A 17,768-nucleotide genomic window follows, 5' to 3' on the forward strand; every position below is an offset into this window, starting at 1 on the left:
CATCATGAAGACCAGTCATCGGCGCAGCCTCCGCAAGGCCGTCGTGGCCACCGTCGCCATCGGGGCCGCATCGGCTCTGCTCGCCGCCTGCGGCGGGTCGGACACCACCGGCTCGGGGAGCCAGCCGGCGGCTTCGCCGGATGCCGTGAAGGCCGCGCTCGAGAAGGGCGGCAGCATCACCTACTGGAGCTGGACACCGTCCGCCGAGGCTCAGGTGAAGGCGTTCGAGAAGGAGTACCCGAACGTCAAGGTGAACTACGTCAACGCCGGGACCGGCAACGACCAGTACACGAAGCTGCAGAACGTCATCAAGGCCGGGTCGGGCGCGCCGGACGTCGCGCAGATCGAGTACCAGGCGCTGCCGCAGTTCGCGTTGCCGGGCTCGCTGGTCGACCTGCGGCAGTACGGGTTCGACAGCCTCCAGTCCGCCTACACGCCGTCGACCTGGACGGCCGTCCACGCCGGCGACGGACTCTTCGGGCTGCCGCAGGACTCCGGCCCGATGGCGCTGTTCTACAACAAGGAGGTCTTCGGCAAGTACGGCATCGCCGTCCCGAAGACCTGGGACGAGTACGTCGCGGCCGCCAAGAAGCTGCACGCCGCCGACCCGAAGAAGTTCCTCACCAACGACACCGGTGACGCCGGCTTCGCGACCAGCATGATCTGGCAGGCCGGCGGCAAGCCGTTCAGCACCAACGGGAAGTCCGTCACGATCAACCTCGCGGATGCCGGCACCCAGAAGTGGACCGGCGTCTGGAACCAGCTCGTCGAGGGCGGCCTGGTGGCGAGCATCCCGGGCTGGTCGGACGAGTGGTTCAAGGCGCTCGGCGACGGCACGATCGCCTCGCTGGCGGTCGGCGCCTGGATGCCCGGCGTGCTCGAGTCGTCGGTCAAGGGTGGCGCCGGCAAGTGGGCGGTCGCGCCGCTGCCGACGTACGACGGACAGCCGGCCACCGCGGAGAACGGCGGCAGCACCCAGTCGGTCCTCAAGCAGAGCGCGAACCCGGCGCTGGCGGCCGGCTTCGTCAAGTGGCTCAACCACGACAACGGTGTGAAGCCGTTCCTGGCCAGCGGCGGCTTCCCGTCGACCGTCGCCGACCTCAAGGATCCCGCCTTCGTCGACAAGCCGAGCGCGTACTTCGGCGGCCAGAAGATCAACCAGGTGCTCACCGGCGCGGCCGACTCGGTCGTGAAGGACTGGAGCTACCTGCCGTTCCAGCTGTACGCGAACAGCATCTTCGGCGACACCGTCGGCAAGGCGTACCAGAGCAAGTCCGATCTGAACCCGGCGCTGAAGGCGTGGCAGGACGCGCTGGTGAGCTACGGCAACCAGCAGGGCTTCCAGACCAACGGCTGATTTCCACGACTCCCGGGCATTCCGCGCAGAAAGGGATCCATGTCCGACTTCACGATCGGTGAGTCCGATTTCCTCCTCGACGGTGCGCCGTTCCGGATCCTGTCCGGCGCCCTGCACTACTTCCGCGTCCACCCGGACTCCTGGGCGGACCGGATCGAGAAGGCCCGCCTGATGGGGCTCAACACCATCGACACCTACGTGCCGTGGAACGCGCACAGCCCGCGGCCGGGGGTCTTCGACACGTCGGGGATCCTCGACCTGGAGCGCTTCCTGCGGCTGGTGGCGGAGGCGGGGATGTACGCGATCGTGCGGCCGGGACCGTACATCTGCGCGGAGTGGGACAACGGCGGCCTCCCCGCCTGGCTCTTCCAGGAGCCGGGCGTGGGGGTACGCCGGTACGAGAAGCGGTTCATGGCGGCGATCGAGGAGTACCTGCAGCAGGTACTCCGGATCGTGGCGCCGCTGCAGGTCCAGCATGGTGGGCCGGTGCTGCTCGTGCAGGTCGAGAACGAGTACGGCGCCTTCGGGAATGACCAGGTCTATCTGAAGGCTGTTGCCGACTTGATCGGTCGGGGCGGGATCACGGTGCCGCTGGTGACCGTGGACCAGCCGACGGATGAGATGCTCGCGGCGGGTGGGCTGGACGGCGTACTGCGTACTGGGTCGTTCGGGTCCCGTAGTACCGAAAGGCTGCGGACCTTGCGGTCTCACCAGCCGACGGGGCCGTTGATGTGCATGGAGTTCTGGGACGGGTGGTTCGACCACTGGGGCGGCCCGCATCACACGACGTCGGTCGAGGACGCGGCCGCGGAGCTGGATGCGTTGCTGGCCGCGGGCGCTTCGGTCAACGTGTACATGTTCCACGGCGGTACGAACTTCGGCCTCACGAACGGGGCCAACGACAAGGGCGTCTACCGGCCGACAGTCACGTCGTACGACTATGACGCGCCGCTGGACGAGGCGGGCAACTTCACCGCGAAGTTCCACGCGTTCCGGGAGGTGATCTCCCGGTATGCGCCGGTGCCGCCGCTTGTACTGGACGCGGTCGAGCCGGCGCCGGAGTTCTCGGTACCTCTGGGCGACCCGGTTGCTGTCCGGGGACAGTGGACGGCTGCCGGGGCGCTGCCGACTCTGGACGAGCTGGGCGCCCGGCTCGCTGTCTACCGGACCGAGATCGACGTCGAGGGGCCGGCGCTGCTCGAGGTCGGCGAGGTTCGCGATCGCGCCCAGATCTTCCTCGACGGGCATCCGGTCGGGGTGCTGGAGCGCGAGAACCACGACCGCGCCATCCTCCTGCCGCACGGCCGCGGCCGGCTGGAACTGGTCGTCGAGGACCAGGGGCGGGTGAACTACGGTGCCCGGATCGGTGAGCCGAAGGGACTGATCGGCGGCGTTCTGCTCGACTCGGTCCCGCTCACCGACTGGTCGACCTGCGTGATCGACCTCGACACCGTTCCGTCGCCCTGGCAGTCCGGCGCGGAGGCGTCCGCGGGCCCGGGCCCAACTGCTTGGCGAGCGACCTTCGACGCCGACGGCCCCGTCGACCACTTCCTGAAGACCGATGCCTGGGGCAAGGGATTCGCCTGGGTCAACGGCTTCTGCCTAGGCCGCTACTGGCACCGCGGCCCACAGCACACGCTGTACGTCCCCGGCACCGTCATCCGCCAAGGAGCAAACGACCTGGTCGTCCTGGAGCTCGACACGATGGCCTCCCGGATCGCAGAGTTCACCGCCGGCGCATCGCTCGGTCCAACCGATCTGTAGCAGCATCAGGCGCGCAGTACGGGTGGAGGCAGGTGGGTCCGGAGGGGCCTGGCAGGGCACGCTGCTCCGGACCCACCTGGGTCTGGACGGTTCGGGCGGTCAGCTGGGCTAGACCGCTCGGGCGGCCGTGGGGGCGTGGGCGATGGGGGTGGTGCCGACCTTGGTTGAGAGAAGGTCGGCGACCGCGTGGACGGCACGGAGCGTCGGGGCCTTGGTACCGGTGAGGTCGGCCAGTTCGACTACGGCGGCGAGGATGACGTCCAGTTCCAGCGGCTTGTCCTTCTCCAGGTCCTGGAGCATGGAGGTCTTGTGTTCGCCCACCCGTTCGGCGCCGTCGATGCGTTTGTCGACCGAGATGTCGGGGGTGGAGCCGACGGCGGCGGCGATCTCGAGGGTTTCCTCCATCATCAGCCGGACCATCGCGCGGGTGCCGCGGTGCTGGGCGATCTCGACCATGGTGGCGCGGGCGAGCGCGCTGATCGGGTTGAAAGCGGCGTTGCCGAGGAGTTTGATCCAGATGTCGTTGCGGATGTCCTCCTCGACCGGGCACTTCAGGCCGCCGGCGATCATCGCCTCGCTGAACTCCAGGCAGCGGTCCGACCGGCCACCACCAGGTTCGCCGATCGAGAACCGGGTGCCTTCGAGATGCCGTACGACGCCAGGCCCCTCCAACTCCGTCGAGCAGTAGACGACGCACCCGATCGCGCGGTCGAGCGAGAGGACCCGGGTCACCTCACCACCGGGGTCCACCGACTCGATCCGGCGACCCTCGTACGGGCCTGGCAGTCCATGGAAGTACCACCACGGGATGCCGTTCTGGGCGGCCACCACGGCCGTCTTGTCGTGCAGCAGCGGCTCGATCAGCGGGCCACAGGACGCGTACGAGTTCGCCTTCAGCCCGAGGAAGACGACATCGACCGGCCCGATCTCGGCGGGGTCGTCGGTGGCCGGTGTACGGGCCACCCAGTCTCCGCGCGGGCTGAACACCTGCACCCCGTTGGCCCGGATCGCTTGCAGATGGGGGCCTCGGGCAACAAGATGCACCTCGGTACCACCACGGTGCAGCGCGGCGCCGACGTACGCGCCGATCGCGCCGGCACCCAGAATCGCAACCTTCATGCTGATTCTCCTAGTCTCGCAGGCCGGCGGCGGTCGGGATCGGGTTCTGTACGCCGTCCAGCTCGGCGAACTCGACCACGTTGTCGATCTCGGTCCCCATCGACACATTGGTGACGCGCTCCAGGATGACCTCGACCATGACCGGCACCTGGTACTCGGCCATCAGCTTCTTCGCCTGCTCGAGCGCGGGCAGGATGCCGTCCGGCTCGAACACCCGCAACGCCTTGCAGCCAAGGCCTTCGGCGACCTTCACGTGGTCGACGCCGTACCCGTTCAGCTCCGGCGTGTTGATGTTCTCGAACGACAACTGCACGCAGTAGTCCATCTCCAGCCCCCGCTGCGCCTGCCGGATCAACCCCAGGTAAGCGTTGTTAACCACTACATGGATGTAGGGGATGTTGAACTGCGCCCCGACCGCCAGCTCCTCGATCAGGAACTGGAAGTCGTAGTCCCCCGACAGCGCCACGACAGTCGCCTCAGGATCAGCGACCGCGACACCCAGCGCCGCCGGACCGGTCCACCCCAGAGGTCCCGCCTGGCCGGCATTGATCCAGTGTCGGGGCCGGTACACGTGCAGCATCTGCGCGGCCTGGATCTGCGACAACCCGATCGTGCTCACATACCGCGTCTCGGGCCCGAAGGCGTTGTTCATCTCCTGATAGACCCGCGGCGGCTTCACCGGGACGTCGTCGTAGTCGGTCCGCCGCAGCATCGTCCGCTTCCGTTCCCGGCAAGCGGCGGCCCACTCGGAGCGGTCTTTGACCGGAGCACTCTCCCGGGCGACATGGATCAGTACTTCGAGCGCCGCCTTCGCATCCGACACGATGCCCAGGTCGGGCGCGAACACCCGCCCGATCTGCGTCGGCTCGACATCGACGTGGACGAACTTCCGCCCCTGCGTGTACGTCGCCACCGACCCGGTATGCCGGTTGGCCCACCGATTGCCGATCCCGATCACCAGATCGGAGGCCAGCAGCGTCTCGTTCCCGTACCGATGCGACGTCTGCAACCCGACCATGCCGGCCATCAGCCGATGGTCGTCCGGAATGGTCCCCCACCCCATCAACGTCGGCACCACCGGTACGCCGGTGAGCTCGGCGAACTCGACCAGGAGGTCCGCCGCGTCCGCGTTGATAATCCCGCCACCGGCCACGATCAGGGGCCGCTCCGACTCGGCCAGCAGGCGCAGTACCGTCTCGGCCTGGGCGACACTCGCCCGTGGCGTGGCGATCGGCAGAGGAACGTACAGGTCGGGGTCGAAGTCGATCTCGGTCAGCTGGACGTCGATCGGCAGGTCGATGAGCACCGGCCCGGGACGACCGGTGCGCATCAACTGGAACGCCTTCTGGAAAGCGCCCGGGACCTGCGCGGCCTCCATTACCGTCACCGCCCACTTGGCGACCGGAGCCGCGATCGAGGCGATATCGACGGCCTGGAAGTCCTCCTTGTGCAGCTTCGCGACCGGCGCCTGGCCGGTGATGCACAGGATCGGGATGGAGTCGGCGCTGGCGGAGTACAGGCCGGTGATCATGTCCGTGCCGGCCGGACCGGACGTACCGACGCAGACACCGATGTTGCCGGCCTTGGCGCGGGTGTAGCCCTCGGCCATGTGCGAGGCGCCCTCGACGTGCCGGGCGAGCACGTGCTTGAGCTCGCCCTGGGCGCGAACCGCGCTGTAGAAGGGGTTGATGGCCGCACCGGGGAGGCCGAACAGGTTCGTGATGCCTTCGCGACGGAGGATCTCCACCGCCGCGCGGGCGGCAGTCATTCGGGGCATACAGGGCTCCTTGGTTCTCAGGTGCGGTGGATCCAGGTGAAGCTGTCTTGGGTGTTACTGCTGGGCTTGTATTCGAGCCCGATCCAGCCGTCGTAGCCGGCCTCCTGGAGCTCACCGAGGTACCGCTCGAGCTGGATCTCGCCGGTGCCGGGCTCGTTGCGGCCCGGCGCATCGGCGATCTGCACATGCGCGATCCGATCGCCGTACTTCGAGATCGCCGTGCTCACGTCATCCCCGTTGACGGTCAGGTGGTACAGGTCCGCGAGCAGTCCGACACTCGTCACGCCGGACTCGCGCTCGACCCGGTCGATCACCTCGACCGCATCGGTTGCCGTGAGCAACGGATACCGCGCGGCGCCACTGACCGGCTCGACCAGGACGGTCGCACCGAAGGAGCCTGCCGCCGTACCGGCGAGGGCGAGGTTCTCCACCGCGAGCTCGTCCTGCGCGGCCGGGTCGACGCCGTCGACCCGGTTGCCGTACAACGCGTTGAAGGCACGGCAGCCGAGCCGCTCGCCGATCCCCAGCGTCACCGCGATGTTGTCGCGGAACTCCAACGACCGCTGCGGCCACGACACCAGCCCGCGATCACCGCCCGCCATGTCACCGGCAGCGAAGTTGAGCCCGACCAACTGGACACCAGCATCCAGAATCGCCCGTTCGAACGCGTCGACCTCGGCATCGCCGGGCAACGCGGTGTCGAACGGCCACCAGAACTCCACCCCCTCGAACCCGGCCGCCCGGGCTGCCGCGGGCCGGTCCAGCAGCGGCAACTCGGTGAACAGAATCGAGCAGTTGACGGCAAACCGATTCTCCATCGGTCCCACCTTCCGGAGCGGTTTGGTATACCGCATACAGTAGGCCGTCCGTCGAGAACGGGTCAAGACATGACGCAGGTCACATTTGCGATGATTTGATAGGCAGCACCGATGAGTTCCGGCGTCGCCGCCGGTACGTACCCGTGACAGCAACCTTCTTCGAGAGGACCTCGGTCATGGGCAGAGTCATCGCGATCGCGTTCGTCAGCCTCGACGGCTACGTCACCGATCCGGACGGATCAGGCGGTACCCCGTACGGCGGCTGGGCGATCCCCAAGCTCGTCGCATCGCACCGCCTCACGGACGTGTCCGGGTGGTCCAACTCGACCCTGGTCGACGGCGATGTTGTCGACGCCGTCCGGAGCGAGTAACGCGACGTGACCGTGACGGGTAGCTCGAGCGTCGTGCACCTGCTGCAGGAACACGAGCTGATCGACGAGTACCGGCTGCTGACCTTTCCGTCGATCGTGGGTGCGGGCGAGCGGCTGTTCGGCCCGACCTCGCCGCCGGTCCACCTGGCCTGCGTTTCCTCGGAGCAGGTGGGGGCGCCGGTACTTACGCAGTACCGGCGAGCTTGAAAGCCGCGAACACCTGATCGTCCTGGAACGTGTGGTTGTGGGAGATGCCGGCCGCGATCGGATGGACGCGCCAGTCGGTACCGCGGAGTTCGAAGACCCGTGCGACGAAGCGCAGGTGATGGTCGCGGCCGCGGAACCAGTTGTAGAACGGTGGCATCTCCAGCAGGACGTCCTCGGTCAGCAGGTCGGTGAAGGCCACGACGTCGGCGCGCTCGAAGGCCTCGATGTATCGGTTGAGGAAGTCGACGCACTTGGGGTCATCCGGCTCGAGCACCTCGGCGGTCTCGGCCGCCGACCAGGCAAGGACGTCCCGCAGGATCAACACGGTGCGCTGCTTGGCCGGCAGGACCTGCAGCGGTGAGGCAGGTATTGGTGGCGATCCGGTAGAGCCAGGTACGTAGCGAGGCGCGCGTCTCGTCGTACCGGTCGAAGCCCGCCAGGCCCGGATCATCGTCTCCTGCAGCAGGTCCTCGGCATCGTGGTTGGACCCGGACATCCGGTAACAAAGCGCCGGCAACTCCCGCCGAAACGGCGCCGTCCGTACTTCGAAGTCCACCCGCCCATGAAAGCACCCAGGGATGCCACGCGGGGGCTAGTGCGAGGCGCGCATCGCCTGGGCCAGTTCGTCCAGGGCGGGGAGCGCGTCGATGATGGTCTTCGCCGTGTCGGCCGGGAGTTGGTCCAGGCAGCTGCCGATGGCTTCGGTGCGGAGGAGTTTGACTCGTTCGTGCAGGTGGCGGCCGGCGTCGGTGGCTTCGACGCGGATGGCGCGGAGGTCGTCGGGGTTGGGGTCGCGCTGGATCAGGCCGAGTTCGGTGAGCCTTCCGACGACCCGGGACAGCATCGTCGGGTTGAGGCCCTCCAGTTGCGCGAGTTCGGTCAGCCCCAACGGGCCGCGGAAGGCGATCAGGCCGAGGACGGAGGCCTGGGTCGGGGTCAGGCCCTCGGCGGTGGCCGTGGCGTTGAGCTCGCGGGCGAGCCGGGAGATCACGCCGCGGAGCTTGCTCAACGTCTCGGTGTCGGTCATCTCAGGAATCTCTTTTCGGCCTTTATTGCCTGCTGGCAAGCAATGTAGTCTGTTCATCGATGGAACCGTCGAGTTCTGCCGAGCTGACCGCCGACCTTGCCGCGGACGAACCGCTGGCGCACCGGCGGCTGGTCTTCGGCATCGTGGCGATCGGCCTGATGATGGCCTCGATCGATCAGACCATAGTGGCGACCGCGCTGAACGCCATTCGCGGCGACCTGCACGCGGAGCTCAACTGGAGCGGCTGGACGATCACCATCTACGCCCTCGGCCAGATCATCGTGATGCCGCTGGCCGGCCGGCTCGGCGACCAGTTCGGGCGCAAGCGGGTCTTCCTCGCCGCCGCCGCGCTGTTCACGGTCGCCTCCTTGTGCTGCAGCCTGGCCGACAACATCTACCTGCTGGTGGTGTTCCGTGCCTTCCAGGCGATCGGCGGCGGCGCCTTCATGCCGACCGCGACCGGGATCGTGGCCGAGCAGTTCGGCCGTGAGCGGGACCGGGCGATCGGGATGTTCACCTCGATCTTCCCGATCGGCGGCATCCTCGGCCCGATCATCGGCGGCGTCATCGTCACGTACTGGTCCTGGCGGGAGATCTTCATCGTCAACGTCCCGATCGGCGTGCTGCTGATCGCGCTCGGCGCCCGTTCATCCCGCGCAGCACCCCCAAGCCGGCCGGTCGCGTCGACACTGCCGGCGCCGTGCTGCTCGCGCTGACGATCCTGTTCGGGATGTACGGGATCACCTCGCTCGGCAGCAGCGGCGCCTCGGTGACCGATCCGTTGTTCATCGCCGCCGAGGTGATTGCGGTCACGCTCGGTTTCCTCTTCGTCCGGCACGCGAACCGCGACGCGGACCCGTTCATCCCGATCACCCTGCTCCGCGGCCGCGGCTTCGGCGCGATGAACGCGATCAACTTCCTCTTCGGCGCGGCCGTCCTGGGCTTCGGCGCCCTGGTCCCCCTGTACGCCGAATCGCGCTACGGCATCCAGCCGCTCCAGGCCGGGACGTTGCTCACCGCAAGGGCCGTCGGGATGATCTGCGTCGCCGGGCTGGCCGTCTTCGCGCTCCGGCGTACCGGCTATCGGGCGCCGATGATCGGTGGCTTCCTGCTGGTCGCGGGCGGGATGACCGTCATGGCGCTGGCGCCACACGGCCTTACGCCGTACGGATGGCTGGCTCTCGCCGCGGGGATCACCGGCGTCGGGATGGGCCTGTCGATCCCCGCCTCCAACAACGCCAGTTTGCAACTTGCTCCCGATCAGATCTCGGCGATCGCAGGATTGCGTGGCATGTTCCGCCAGTCGGGCGGGATCGTCGCGGTCTCCGTGACGACCTCCCGGCTGGCCCACGCCGGCAACGGCGGCCTCGCCCAGGCGCACAGCTTCGTCGTCTTCGCCCTGGTGCTGTTGCTGATCATCCCGCTCACCCTGCTGGTCCCCGACCACCGCGGATCCTGGTGAGAAATTTGCCGGTGGCCGTGTCGGGTGCCCGCGGCCACGGTGTGCTACCGTTTCTGACGGTTGCAGTTTTGCAGTTCCCCGTTCGTTTTTGAAACGCCCGCGGATTTGTGATCCGCAGGGCGTTTTCTCATTTCTGGGCCTCGGTCCGGTGTGGGAGGGCTCGTTCGGCAACCAGGGGACCGACGACCGTCGGGACCTGTTACCCGCCCCACACAAGGAGCAGATCATGGCCAGCGGAACAGTGAAGTGGTTCAACGGTGAAAAGGGCTTCGGCTTCATTTCTCAGGACGGCGGCGGCGCCGACGTCTTCGTGCACTACTCGGCGATCGCGGCGGACGGCTACCGTTCGCTCGATGAGAACCAGAAGGTCGAGTTCGACCTGACCCAGGGCCCGAAGGGCCCGCAGGCGGAGAACGTCCGCCCGGTCTGAACCACCGCTTGAACGAGCCCGGCCGTCTTCGGCCGGGCTCGTTCTTTTTACCTGACCCAGAGAACTTCGCCGTCGACCAGCTGTTCGGTACGCCGAAGCCCGGCGGCGGCCGCGACGGCAGCAGAAGCGGTGTGGTCGGGGTGGATGTGCGCAATGATCCGCGCGGCCCCATGAGCCACCAGCCAGCCGACCAGCCCCACAGCAGCCTCCTTGGCATAGCCCTGCCCTTGCCAAGCGGTCCCCAGGACCCAGGCGATCTCCGCCTCGTCCCCGAGAACGGTGGCCTGCACGTAGCCGACCAGTTCGTCGTACTGCGTAGCGCTGATCACCCAGTTGAGCCACGACTCCCCCGGACGCCCCGGCCCAACCACCTGACGCCGGTACCGCTCGGCGAGCGCCTCTGCCGTCGGCGGCTCACCACCGGTGAACTCATAGAGCTTGCTGTCCGCGAGCACCTTGGCCATCGCGTCGGCGTACTCCACCCGCAGCGGAAGCATCGCCAGCCGGTCGGTGACGAACCTGGTCGCGATCATCCGGCTAACGGTAGCTTCGAGCGGCTCGGCCGCTCCCTCCACGGTCGGCCCGCTCGTCGCCATCTCCGCCCCTTCTTTCCTCCCGTTACGCCCGAAGCCTGGTGTTCGGATGCAGGTCGAACCGCGGATTCCGGTGATCACCGGTCCCGTACGGCGTGACCCGCTCCTCGTAGTGCAGGTGTGGGCCGGCGGCCACGCCAAGGCGATCCCCTGTCTCCACCGTGTCGCCCTGGCGGACCTCCGGCTCGGCGAGATGGTCGTAGAGATGCCAGATGGCATTGGACTCGACCACGACCTGATGTGCGAGCACCCGGACGACGACCCCGGCCATGGTGGCCCTGATCGGCGTACCGGCCGCCGCGCGGTAGTCACGACCCGAGTGGAGGCCGTGCTGCTCACCGCCTGCGACCCCGAACTCGCAGGTCACGTCCGCATTGTGTACAGGAGCTGCCATGGGATGAGCGTGCGGACAAACCTTCAGACAGCCTTAAACCCGCGCGGGGAGGGCCGGATAGGGAGCTGGTTCGACCTCCAGCTCGGCCATCCGCTGGATATAGGTCCGGTACGCCCGCCTGGCCTCTCCATGCGCCCCACTCGCCTGAAAAGCCCCCACCAGACCCAGGTGGGCCCGCTCGTCGTACTGGTCGCGCTGAAGGATCCGCAGCAGGTACCCGGCGGCCGCGTCGGGATCATCCTTCCCCCGCTCAGCCAGGACCCGGGCCACCCGGACATAAAGCGCCCGAGCCTCCTCACGCATCCCCGCGGCCCAGTCGGCGTACACGTCCTCCTCCAGGAAGTCCCCGCTGTACGCCGCCTCCGCCGCTCGCAGCAGGGGCATGCTGTTGCCGTCCAGGCCGCTCCGGGCGTCGTGGAGGAAGCCCTCGACGTCGACGGAGGTCTGGTCGCCATCCAGCCAGATGGTCGCCCGGTCGGCCCCGATGAAGCGGTCGGGCGAGTAGCGCTTCTCCGGGTCCAGTACCGAGCGCACAGTCGAGAGGGCAACCGAGAGTCGCGGCGAGGCGACTGACTCTCCTTGGTCCGGCCAGAGCAGGTCGAGTAGCTGCACCCGGGCGACTGGGCGGCAGCGGCGGGCTACCAGGATCTTCAGTAGGTCGCGTGCTTTTTTGGACGGCCACTCGCCTAGTTGGATGGCTTTGCCGTCTCGTAGTACGCGGAAGCCGCCCAGGCACTCGATGCGTACCGGAGCCGGCCCTGTCTGCTGACTAGCCGCCAGAGCCGCCGCGGCATAGCGGGTAGCTCCCGCAGCCAGGAACTGCTGGTGAGCCTGCAGTGCCAGATCGCGACCCTCACCACCCGGTGTGCGGTGCGCCAGCATCAACTCAGCCCGCGCCTGGCCCAGCGGGTCGCCCAACTCATGCCTGATGTTCAGTACTTCGTGCAGCACCTCACCGCCGTCAGCAGCCGCGTACAACTCGAGTGCGTCGGCCAGCCCGGCCCGGTCCCGGCGACGGCGGCATAGGGCAGCCGCCTCCATCGCCGCGTCGGCAGCCTCGTCCTTGTTGCCCGCATGGAGCGACACCCAGCCCAGCCCGACCAGCGCGCCGGACAGGTCCAGTACGGGACCGTAGGCCACCGCCTTCCGGGCGAGGCCAGCAAGCTCGGCGGCTCGCTCCGGCTCCTCGACCGCTAGTACGCGTGCCAGGCCCGCCAGCGACGGCACTACCGACTGCACGTCCTTGGAGTCCGCCACCGCGATCGCCTCCTCGTAACAAGCTCTCGCCATGGCCCGGTCCCCTCGCTCCCGGTAGACCTCACCGAGTGTGGTCAGTGGTAGCGCTATCTGCTTCGATTCCAACTTCTGGTAGAGCGCCCGCGAAGCCTCCAGCTCGACGATGGCCTCGTCCAGCCGGCCCAGCCGCAGCAGCGCCTCACCCCTGTTGTTCAGAGCCAGTGCCCGGAACGCTGCGAAGCCGGCCCGGTCGGCTAGCTCCAGTGCGATCTCCAGCTCGTCCAGGCCGAGCAAGTAGTAGCCCTCGTCGATCTGGTGCGAGGCCCGGTTCACCCGGATGCGGATCGACTGCAGTAGATCGCCTGCGCGCTCGGCGTACTCAAGAGCGCGCAGGTAGTGCGAGGCGTTGCCCGCTGGATCGCTGTCGACGGCAGCGAGCATGGCCAGCACCGTGTGGACGATCGCCAGCGCTCGATCGTCGCCCGACACCTTGGCCGAGACCTCCGCGCCCCCGACCAGCTCCCGGCACTCGTCGAACTCCCCGCGCAGCCAATGCGCAGCAGCCCACCAGGCCTGCAGTAGCGCCTCGTCTGCCGGGTGCTGCCCGTCGATCCTTCCCCTGCGATACACGGCGACCGCTACGTCGGTCCTGCCGCGCAGGTGATGGATGAGGCCGAGCCGCCAAGCAATAGCGACAGGGATCTCGCCCTCCGGCACGATGATCCGGTCGAAGCAGTGCTCCGCGCCCTGCCAGTCCCCGAGCACCTGCCGCGCTTCGCCTTCCAGCTGGTCCATCGCGGCGTCCCGCAGCTCATCGGGTAGAGAGGTGACGGCAGCAACCACCGTTTCGCCCAGACCAGCGTGGACCATGACCGGTCCTCTCTCCCTGAGCATCCGGGCCACATGGGCTGAGTCCACTGCCTGGTAGCAGGCCAGGGCGTCTCGCTGGTCTCCAACGGACTCGAACCACTGCCCAGCCTGCAGTGTCAGCTCAGCCATGCCGATCTCGTCCGCCGACAACCTGTCGATGGCGAAGCCCCGGACAAGGGGGTTGAGCTCATAGCCGTCCATCTCGCCGGCAGAGACGAGCAGACCTCTAGTACGCAACTGCTGCAGGGTTTCCGCGTTCTCGGTGAGCCCTATCGCCTGGCAGAGCTCGGCACTGAACCTGGGCAAGACGGCGACCGCAGCAACCAACCGCCGTACAGACGGTGGCTCTGCTGCGAAGACCTCCTCGGCCAGGTAGTCGTAGAGCGGCCCATCCGACCGCAGTGCCCGCCGCAGCCGCCCCTGCCGCTCTGCGGCCGGTACTGTCCGCAGCGCCTCGACAGCCAGTCGCACAGCAGCCGGCCACCCCTGTACTGCGGCCTGCAACGGCTCAGCAAGCTCCTCAGCCCCTTCACCCAGTACTACGTTGAGCACGGCAACGGTCTCCTGCACGGTGAAAGCCAGTGCTGTCGCGTCGATCTCCAGCACCTGGCCCCGGCCACGCAACCGGTCGATCCCGAAGGGCATGGCCGTCCGCGACGCCACCACAAGATGCAGCGAGGGCGGCGCGACTCGCACCAGCCCCTCGATCAACTTCGTTGCCGGGTCACCCGGATTGAGCTCGTGCAGGTCGTCCAGCACGAGCACCAGGTCACCAGTGAGGTTCTGCTCGAGCGCGTCGGCCAGCAAAGCGGCGTACGCGAGAGCTCTGGTGCCTTGCTCGGCGTCAGCGTCGGGGCCGCGCGGTCCCTGGAGCTCAGCGGCGAGCACAGTCGACAGTGCGGGCACCTGGCGGCGCAGTGCGTCGACGAGACCGGTGACCATCGCAGCTAGTGAGCGGTCCTCGGCGCGGACGGTATACCAAGCGCAGGGGCGCTCGGCAGCCCAGGCGCTGAGCAGAGTGGACTTGCCGAACCCAGCGTCGGCCACCACGGTCAGCAGGCGGCGGCGAGCGCCCTCGCTGAGCAGCTTGGTCAGCCTGGGCCGCGCGACGGTCCCCTCCATGCCCCACCTCCGTGTCCCCGTGTGCACTCCCCCGAGTACGTAGAAACAGGACAACACCGTCAGTAGTGAGGCCGCAACAGTGTTAGCCCGGATCTCTACGGGAGGTTTGCCCGGTATCGGCGGGACAGCTGTCCCGGGACGGCTAAGGTGGGTGCCCATGAACGACCGGCTGGTGTGGATCGACTGTGAGATGACCGGACTCGATCTCGAAAAGGATGCCCTGATCGAGGTCGCCGTGCTCGTCACCGACTACGAACTCAACGTGCTCGGGGACGGGATCGACCTGGTGATCGCACCACCTCCGGGCGCCCTGGAGCAGATGGGCGACTTCGTCCGCGACATGCACACCGGCTCCGGCCTGCTCGACGAGCTGCCCAACGGCATCGAGCTGGCCGACGCCGAGCAGCAGGTGCTCGACTTCATCTCCGGCTACGTCAAGGAGCCGCGCAAGGCCGCGCTGGCCGGCAACTCGGTCGGTACCGACCGCACTTTCCTGGTCCGCGACATGCCCAAGGTCGAGTCGCATCTGCACTACCGCAACGTCGACGTCAGCTCGATCAAGGAACTCGTCCGCCGCTGGTACCCCCGCGTGTACTACGCGACGCCGGCCAAGAACGGCAACCACCGCGCGCTGGCCGACATCACCGAGTCGATCGCCGAGCTCCGCTACTACCGGCAGACCGTTTTCGTCCCGCTGCCCGGACCCGACACGGAAACCGCCAAGGCGGCCGCGAGTGCGGTCAGCACCCCGATTTCAAGTTCCTGACCTTCATCGCTATGATTCTCCAGTCGCGCTCATTCAGGCGGCTGAAACATGGTGGGTATAGCTCAGCTGGTAGAGCACCTGGTTGTGGTCCAGGGGGCCGCGGGTTCAAGTCCCGTTACTCACCCTCGGACGAGGGCGATCGTGTCTGCGGAAAGCGCAGACCGGTCGCCCTCGGTATTTTGTGCGCCTTCGGCGCGGGTGGGGGCTTCGCCACCCACACCCCCTTAGGATCCGAGGCGTGAAAGCGTCGGGCAGTGCGTGGTTCGGGTACGGGATCGCCGTGGTGGTGACCTTCCTGGTCGGGATGCTCGCCTTCACCGTGTTCGTGTTGTCGAAGGTGTTCGGATCGTCGGCACCCGAGGAGAAGCCGGCGCCCGAACCTCAAGCGGTCTCCAGCCCGAGCACCTCCGTGGATCGGCGCCCGGTCGCGGTCGGCGTGATGGAAGTACAAGTAGTCAAGGGCAATCCGCAGCAGGTCGTGCTGATCGTCGCCACCCCGACCGGCTGCGCGCAGGAGCCGCAGGTGGTCACGTACGCCGAGGGCGCCGGCGCGATCGCGGTACGGGTGACCCAGCGCGTCTACCGCAGTGGCTGCCACCTGAAGACCGATTCCGTCCTGGCGACAGCGAAAGCGCCCATCGCCGGGCGGACCCTGTTGCTCAACGGGGTGCCGTGGACGGTGGGCGCTGACGGGGAGTACGAGCAGGCGTTGCGAACCGCTACTTCGTGACGCAGCCGGCCGGGAGGTCGAACCAGCGAAGGTGGTCGAACTCCTCGTTCACGTGGGCCTCGGTCTGCGGATCCTTGTGCTGGCAGGCCGAGAGCAGCGTACGGGCCTCGGCCAGGTAGCCGGCCAGGGCCGACTCGGGAGCCTTGTCATCGTGACGGGGGTAACGGAGCTGGCCGTCGGCGTCGTACCCGACCTGCGACAGGCGCATCGGCGGCTCGACCGGACCCCGGTAGTGCTTCCACAGGCCGTTGGCTGGATTGAAACGGTAGTCACCGAGCAGCCGCCAGCCGTCCCGAGCGACCAGCTTCACGGCGGCAACGACGTACTCGAAGACTGCTTCCGAGATGAAGTAGTTGAAGTTGACTCGCACCCAGCCCGGCTTGATCCCCTCGCAGCCGTGCACGATCTCCTCGGCGAACTCGGCCGAGCGGGCCAGATCGATGCCGAGCAACGTGTGACCGTAAGGGCCCGCGCAAGAACAGCCGCCACGGGACTGGATCCCGAACAGGTCGTTCAGCAGCGCGACCACGAAGTTGTGATGCAGGTACCGGCCCGAGGGCGCCTTGACCACGAACGACACGATCGACAACCGCTCCGCGTCCAGGTTGCCGAGGATCTCGATCGCCGGCTCCTCGCGCCAGGCCTCGACAGCACGACGGAGGTACGCGTCCTCGTGCGCGCGGATCACGTCGATGCCGACCGCTTGCTTGAGCTGGAAGACCAGGCCGGCCCGGATCGACTCGATGATCGCCGGTGTGCCGCCCTCTTCGCGGTGGATCGGGTCGTCGAGGTAGCGGTGCTCGGTGGGGTTCACGAAGGCGACCGTGCCGCCACCCGGTACGTCGGGCACGCGATTGCGCATCAGCTCACGCCGGGCCACCAGCACTCCCGGCGTACCGGGACCGCCGATGAACTTGTGCGGGCTGAGGAAGATCGCGTCCTTGTAGGCCAGCGGATCCGCGTCACGACCGCCGTACATGTCGATCTCGACGTACGGCGCGGCTGCGGCGCAGTCCCAGAACGACAGCGCGCCGTGCCGGTGCAGCAGCGCGGAGACCCGATGGGTGTTGCTGACGATGCCGGTGACGTTGCTGGCGGCCGAGAACGAGCCGATCTTCAGCGGCCGTTCGGCGTACTCGACCAGCTTGCTCTCCAGCAGCGGGATGTCGATGTGCCCGTCGGCGTCCTGGCCGATCACCACCACGTCCGCGATCGACTCGCGCCAGGGCAGCTCGTTCGAGTGGTGCTCGTACGGGCCGATGAAGACGACCGGCCGCTGCTCCGGCGGGATCGTGTCGGTCAGGTGGTACTGGTCGTCGAGCCCGGCCGGGATGCGCAGGCCCAGGATCCCGATCAGCTTGTCGATCGCACCGGTCGCGCCGGAGCCGCAGAAGATCACCGCGGTCTCGTCGTCACCGCCGACGCTGTCGTGGATGATCTGGCGGGCGTCCTCGCGCAACCGGGTGGTCTGCAGGCCGGTGCCGCTCGACTCGGTGTGCGTGTTCGCGTACCGGGGCAGCACCTCCTCGCGGATGAAGTCCTCGAGGAAGCTCAGCGCCCGGCCGGACGCCGTGTAGTCGGCATAGGTGACCCGGCGCGGCCCGTACGGCCCTGGCATCACCTGGTCGTCGCCGATCACCGAGGCCCGGATCCGGCTCAGCAACGCGGTGTCCGGCGGCATCGCGGCCCGGGCGAGATCCCCCTGCATCGTCATGGCGCCAGGGT

18 protein-coding genes and 1 tRNA gene are annotated in these 17,768 nt (G+C 67.8%); 10 read left to right on the forward strand and 9 right to left on the reverse strand.

Features of this window, described 5'->3' with window-relative positions; genetic code table 11:
* Window positions 1–4: 4 nt before the first annotated feature.
* Together ACIA12_RS15200 and ACIA12_RS15205 are read left to right on the forward strand one after the other, a co-directional pair.
* Complete coding sequence (locus ACIA12_RS15200) at window positions 5–1,357, forward strand: ABC transporter substrate-binding protein (protein WP_396367572.1); 1,353 nt, start codon at window positions 5–7, stop codon at window positions 1,355–1,357.
* Window positions 1,358–1,396: 39 nt separating this feature from the next.
* A complete protein-coding gene (locus ACIA12_RS15205) occupies window positions 1,397–3,121 on the forward strand; it encodes a beta-galactosidase family protein (protein WP_396367573.1) in 1,725 nt (574 codons plus the stop codon).
* A 108-nt stretch (window positions 3,122–3,229) separates the two neighbouring features.
* Here ACIA12_RS15205 and ACIA12_RS15210 read toward each other — a convergent pair whose 3' ends face one another.
* The 3 genes from ACIA12_RS15210 to ACIA12_RS15220 are packed head-to-tail and all read right to left on the reverse strand — an operon-like array spanning window position 3,230 to window position 6,835.
* Window positions 3,230–4,240, reverse strand: a complete 1,011-nt coding sequence (locus ACIA12_RS15210) for a 2-dehydropantoate 2-reductase (RefSeq protein WP_396367574.1) — start codon at window positions 4,238–4,240, stop codon at window positions 3,230–3,232.
* Between the two features lie 10 nt (window positions 4,241–4,250).
* Entirely contained in the window at window positions 4,251–6,017 is a 1,767-nt protein-coding gene (gene gcl / locus ACIA12_RS15215; RefSeq protein ID WP_396367575.1) for a glyoxylate carboligase, read from the reverse strand.
* 17 nt (window positions 6,018–6,034) lie between these two features.
* The gene (locus tag ACIA12_RS15220) at window positions 6,035–6,835 is read right to left on the reverse strand and encodes a hydroxypyruvate isomerase family protein (protein WP_396367576.1); all 801 of its coding nucleotides are present in this window, start codon (window positions 6,833–6,835) and stop codon (window positions 6,035–6,037) included.
* A gap of 176 nt (window positions 6,836–7,011) precedes the next feature.
* On the opposite strand from ACIA12_RS15220, the gene ACIA12_RS15225 reads away from it, so the two are divergent.
* Both ACIA12_RS15225 and ACIA12_RS15230 read left to right on the forward strand, forming a co-directional pair.
* Window positions 7,012–7,206, forward strand: coding sequence for a hypothetical protein (locus tag ACIA12_RS15225; protein ID WP_396367577.1), 195 nt, complete (start codon window positions 7,012–7,014; stop codon window positions 7,204–7,206).
* A gap of 6 nt (window positions 7,207–7,212) precedes the next feature.
* Entirely contained in the window at window positions 7,213–7,413 is a 201-nt protein-coding gene (locus ACIA12_RS15230) for a dihydrofolate reductase family protein (protein WP_396367578.1), read from the forward strand.
* On the opposite strand, the gene ACIA12_RS15235 is transcribed toward ACIA12_RS15230, so the two are convergent.
* On the reverse strand, window positions 7,391–7,969 hold the full coding sequence (locus ACIA12_RS15235) for a sigma factor (protein WP_396367579.1): 579 nt from the start codon (window positions 7,967–7,969) through the stop codon (window positions 7,391–7,393). The genes ACIA12_RS15230 and ACIA12_RS15235 overlap by 23 nt on opposite strands.
* A gap of 36 nt (window positions 7,970–8,005) precedes the next feature.
* Complete coding sequence (locus tag ACIA12_RS15240) at window positions 8,006–8,440, reverse strand: MarR family winged helix-turn-helix transcriptional regulator (protein WP_396367580.1); 435 nt, start codon at window positions 8,438–8,440, stop codon at window positions 8,006–8,008.
* Window positions 8,441–8,499: 59 nt separating this feature from the next.
* On the opposite strand from ACIA12_RS15240, the gene ACIA12_RS15245 reads away from it, so the two are divergent.
* From ACIA12_RS15245 to ACIA12_RS15255, 3 genes are all read left to right on the forward strand, one after another.
* The gene (locus ACIA12_RS15245; protein WP_396367581.1) at window positions 8,500–9,156 is read left to right on the forward strand and encodes an MFS transporter; all 657 of its coding nucleotides are present in this window, start codon (window positions 8,500–8,502) and stop codon (window positions 9,154–9,156) included.
* Window positions 9,141–9,902, forward strand: a complete 762-nt coding sequence (locus ACIA12_RS15250) for an MFS transporter (RefSeq protein WP_396367582.1) — start codon at window positions 9,141–9,143, stop codon at window positions 9,900–9,902. The genes ACIA12_RS15245 and ACIA12_RS15250 overlap by 16 nt, the downstream gene beginning before the upstream one ends.
* A gap of 226 nt (window positions 9,903–10,128) precedes the next feature.
* Window positions 10,129–10,332, forward strand: coding sequence for a cold-shock protein (locus ACIA12_RS15255; RefSeq protein WP_026163488.1), 204 nt, complete (start codon window positions 10,129–10,131; stop codon window positions 10,330–10,332).
* Between the two features lie 47 nt (window positions 10,333–10,379).
* Here the strand turns inward: ACIA12_RS15255 and ACIA12_RS15260 are convergent, their stop codons facing one another.
* From ACIA12_RS15260 to ACIA12_RS15270, 3 genes are all read right to left on the reverse strand, one after another.
* The gene (locus ACIA12_RS15260; protein ID WP_396367583.1) at window positions 10,380–10,865 is read right to left on the reverse strand and encodes a GNAT family N-acetyltransferase; all 486 of its coding nucleotides are present in this window, start codon (window positions 10,863–10,865) and stop codon (window positions 10,380–10,382) included.
* A gap of 85 nt (window positions 10,866–10,950) precedes the next feature.
* Window positions 10,951–11,319, reverse strand: coding sequence for a M23 family metallopeptidase (locus ACIA12_RS15265; protein ID WP_396367584.1), 369 nt, complete (start codon window positions 11,317–11,319; stop codon window positions 10,951–10,953).
* Between the two features lie 33 nt (window positions 11,320–11,352).
* The gene (locus ACIA12_RS15270; protein ID WP_396367585.1) at window positions 11,353–14,547 is read right to left on the reverse strand and encodes a tetratricopeptide repeat protein; all 3,195 of its coding nucleotides are present in this window, start codon (window positions 14,545–14,547) and stop codon (window positions 11,353–11,355) included.
* 157 nt (window positions 14,548–14,704) lie between these two features.
* Between ACIA12_RS15270 and orn the strand changes: the two genes are divergently transcribed.
* The 3 genes from orn (at window position 14,705) to ACIA12_RS15285 (ending at window position 16,043) form a co-directional block, all read left to right on the forward strand.
* A complete protein-coding gene (gene orn, locus ACIA12_RS15275; RefSeq protein ID WP_396367586.1) occupies window positions 14,705–15,313 on the forward strand; it encodes an oligoribonuclease in 609 nt (202 codons plus the stop codon).
* 51 nt (window positions 15,314–15,364) lie between these two features.
* Window positions 15,365–15,437, forward strand: a tRNA-His gene (locus ACIA12_RS15280).
* A 114-nt stretch (window positions 15,438–15,551) separates the two neighbouring features.
* Window positions 15,552–16,043 (forward strand): hypothetical protein, encoded by a 492-nt coding sequence (locus tag ACIA12_RS15285; protein ID WP_396367587.1) that lies wholly within the window; start codon window positions 15,552–15,554, stop codon window positions 16,041–16,043.
* Here ACIA12_RS15285 and ACIA12_RS15290 read toward each other — a convergent pair.
* A complete protein-coding gene (locus tag ACIA12_RS15290) occupies window positions 16,033–17,757 on the reverse strand; it encodes an aminotransferase class V-fold PLP-dependent enzyme (RefSeq protein WP_396367588.1) in 1,725 nt (574 codons plus the stop codon). The genes ACIA12_RS15285 and ACIA12_RS15290 overlap by 11 nt on opposite strands.
* Between the last annotated feature and the right edge of the window lie 11 nt (window positions 17,758–17,768).

It is taken from the genome of Kribbella sp. NPDC051620, assembly GCF_044453825.1.
Taxonomy (GTDB): Bacteria; Actinomycetota; Actinomycetes; order Propionibacteriales; family Kribbellaceae; genus Kribbella.

Bases quoted from the DNA above. Each gene is read 5' to 3' on its own strand.
- ACIA12_RS15220 (WP_396367576.1), bottom strand. From the start codon at position 6,835: ATGGAGAATCGGTTTGCCGTCAACTGCTCGATTCTGTTCACCGAGTTG.
- ACIA12_RS15270 (WP_396367585.1), bottom strand. From the start codon at position 14,547: ATGGAGGGGACCGTCGCGCGGCCCAGGCTGACCAAGCTGCTCAGCGAG.
- ACIA12_RS15245 (WP_396367581.1), top strand. From the start codon at position 8,500: ATGGAACCGTCGAGTTCTGCCGAGCTGACCGCCGACCTTGCCGCGGAC.
- ACIA12_RS15260 (WP_396367583.1), bottom strand. From the start codon at position 10,865: ATGATCGCGACCAGGTTCGTCACCGACCGGCTGGCGATGCTTCCGCTG.
- ACIA12_RS15200 (WP_396367572.1), top strand. From the start codon at position 5: ATGAAGACCAGTCATCGGCGCAGCCTCCGCAAGGCCGTCGTGGCCACC.
- ACIA12_RS15225 (WP_396367577.1), top strand. From the start codon at position 7,012: ATGGGCAGAGTCATCGCGATCGCGTTCGTCAGCCTCGACGGCTACGTC.
- ACIA12_RS15210 (WP_396367574.1), bottom strand. From the start codon at position 4,240: ATGAAGGTTGCGATTCTGGGTGCCGGCGCGATCGGCGCGTACGTCGGC.
- ACIA12_RS15205 (WP_396367573.1), top strand. From the start codon at position 1,397: ATGTCCGACTTCACGATCGGTGAGTCCGATTTCCTCCTCGACGGTGCG.
- ACIA12_RS15240 (WP_396367580.1), bottom strand. From the start codon at position 8,440: ATGACCGACACCGAGACGTTGAGCAAGCTCCGCGGCGTGATCTCCCGG.
- gcl (WP_396367575.1), bottom strand. From the start codon at position 6,017: ATGCCCCGAATGACTGCCGCCCGCGCGGCGGTGGAGATCCTCCGTCGC.
- ACIA12_RS15265 (WP_396367584.1), bottom strand. From the start codon at position 11,319: ATGGCAGCTCCTGTACACAATGCGGACGTGACCTGCGAGTTCGGGGTC.
- ACIA12_RS15255 (WP_026163488.1), top strand. From the start codon at position 10,129: ATGGCCAGCGGAACAGTGAAGTGGTTCAACGGTGAAAAGGGCTTCGGC.
- orn (WP_396367586.1), top strand. From the start codon at position 14,705: ATGAACGACCGGCTGGTGTGGATCGACTGTGAGATGACCGGACTCGAT.
- ACIA12_RS15290 (WP_396367588.1), bottom strand. From the start codon at position 17,757: ATGACGATGCAGGGGGATCTCGCCCGGGCCGCGATGCCGCCGGACACC.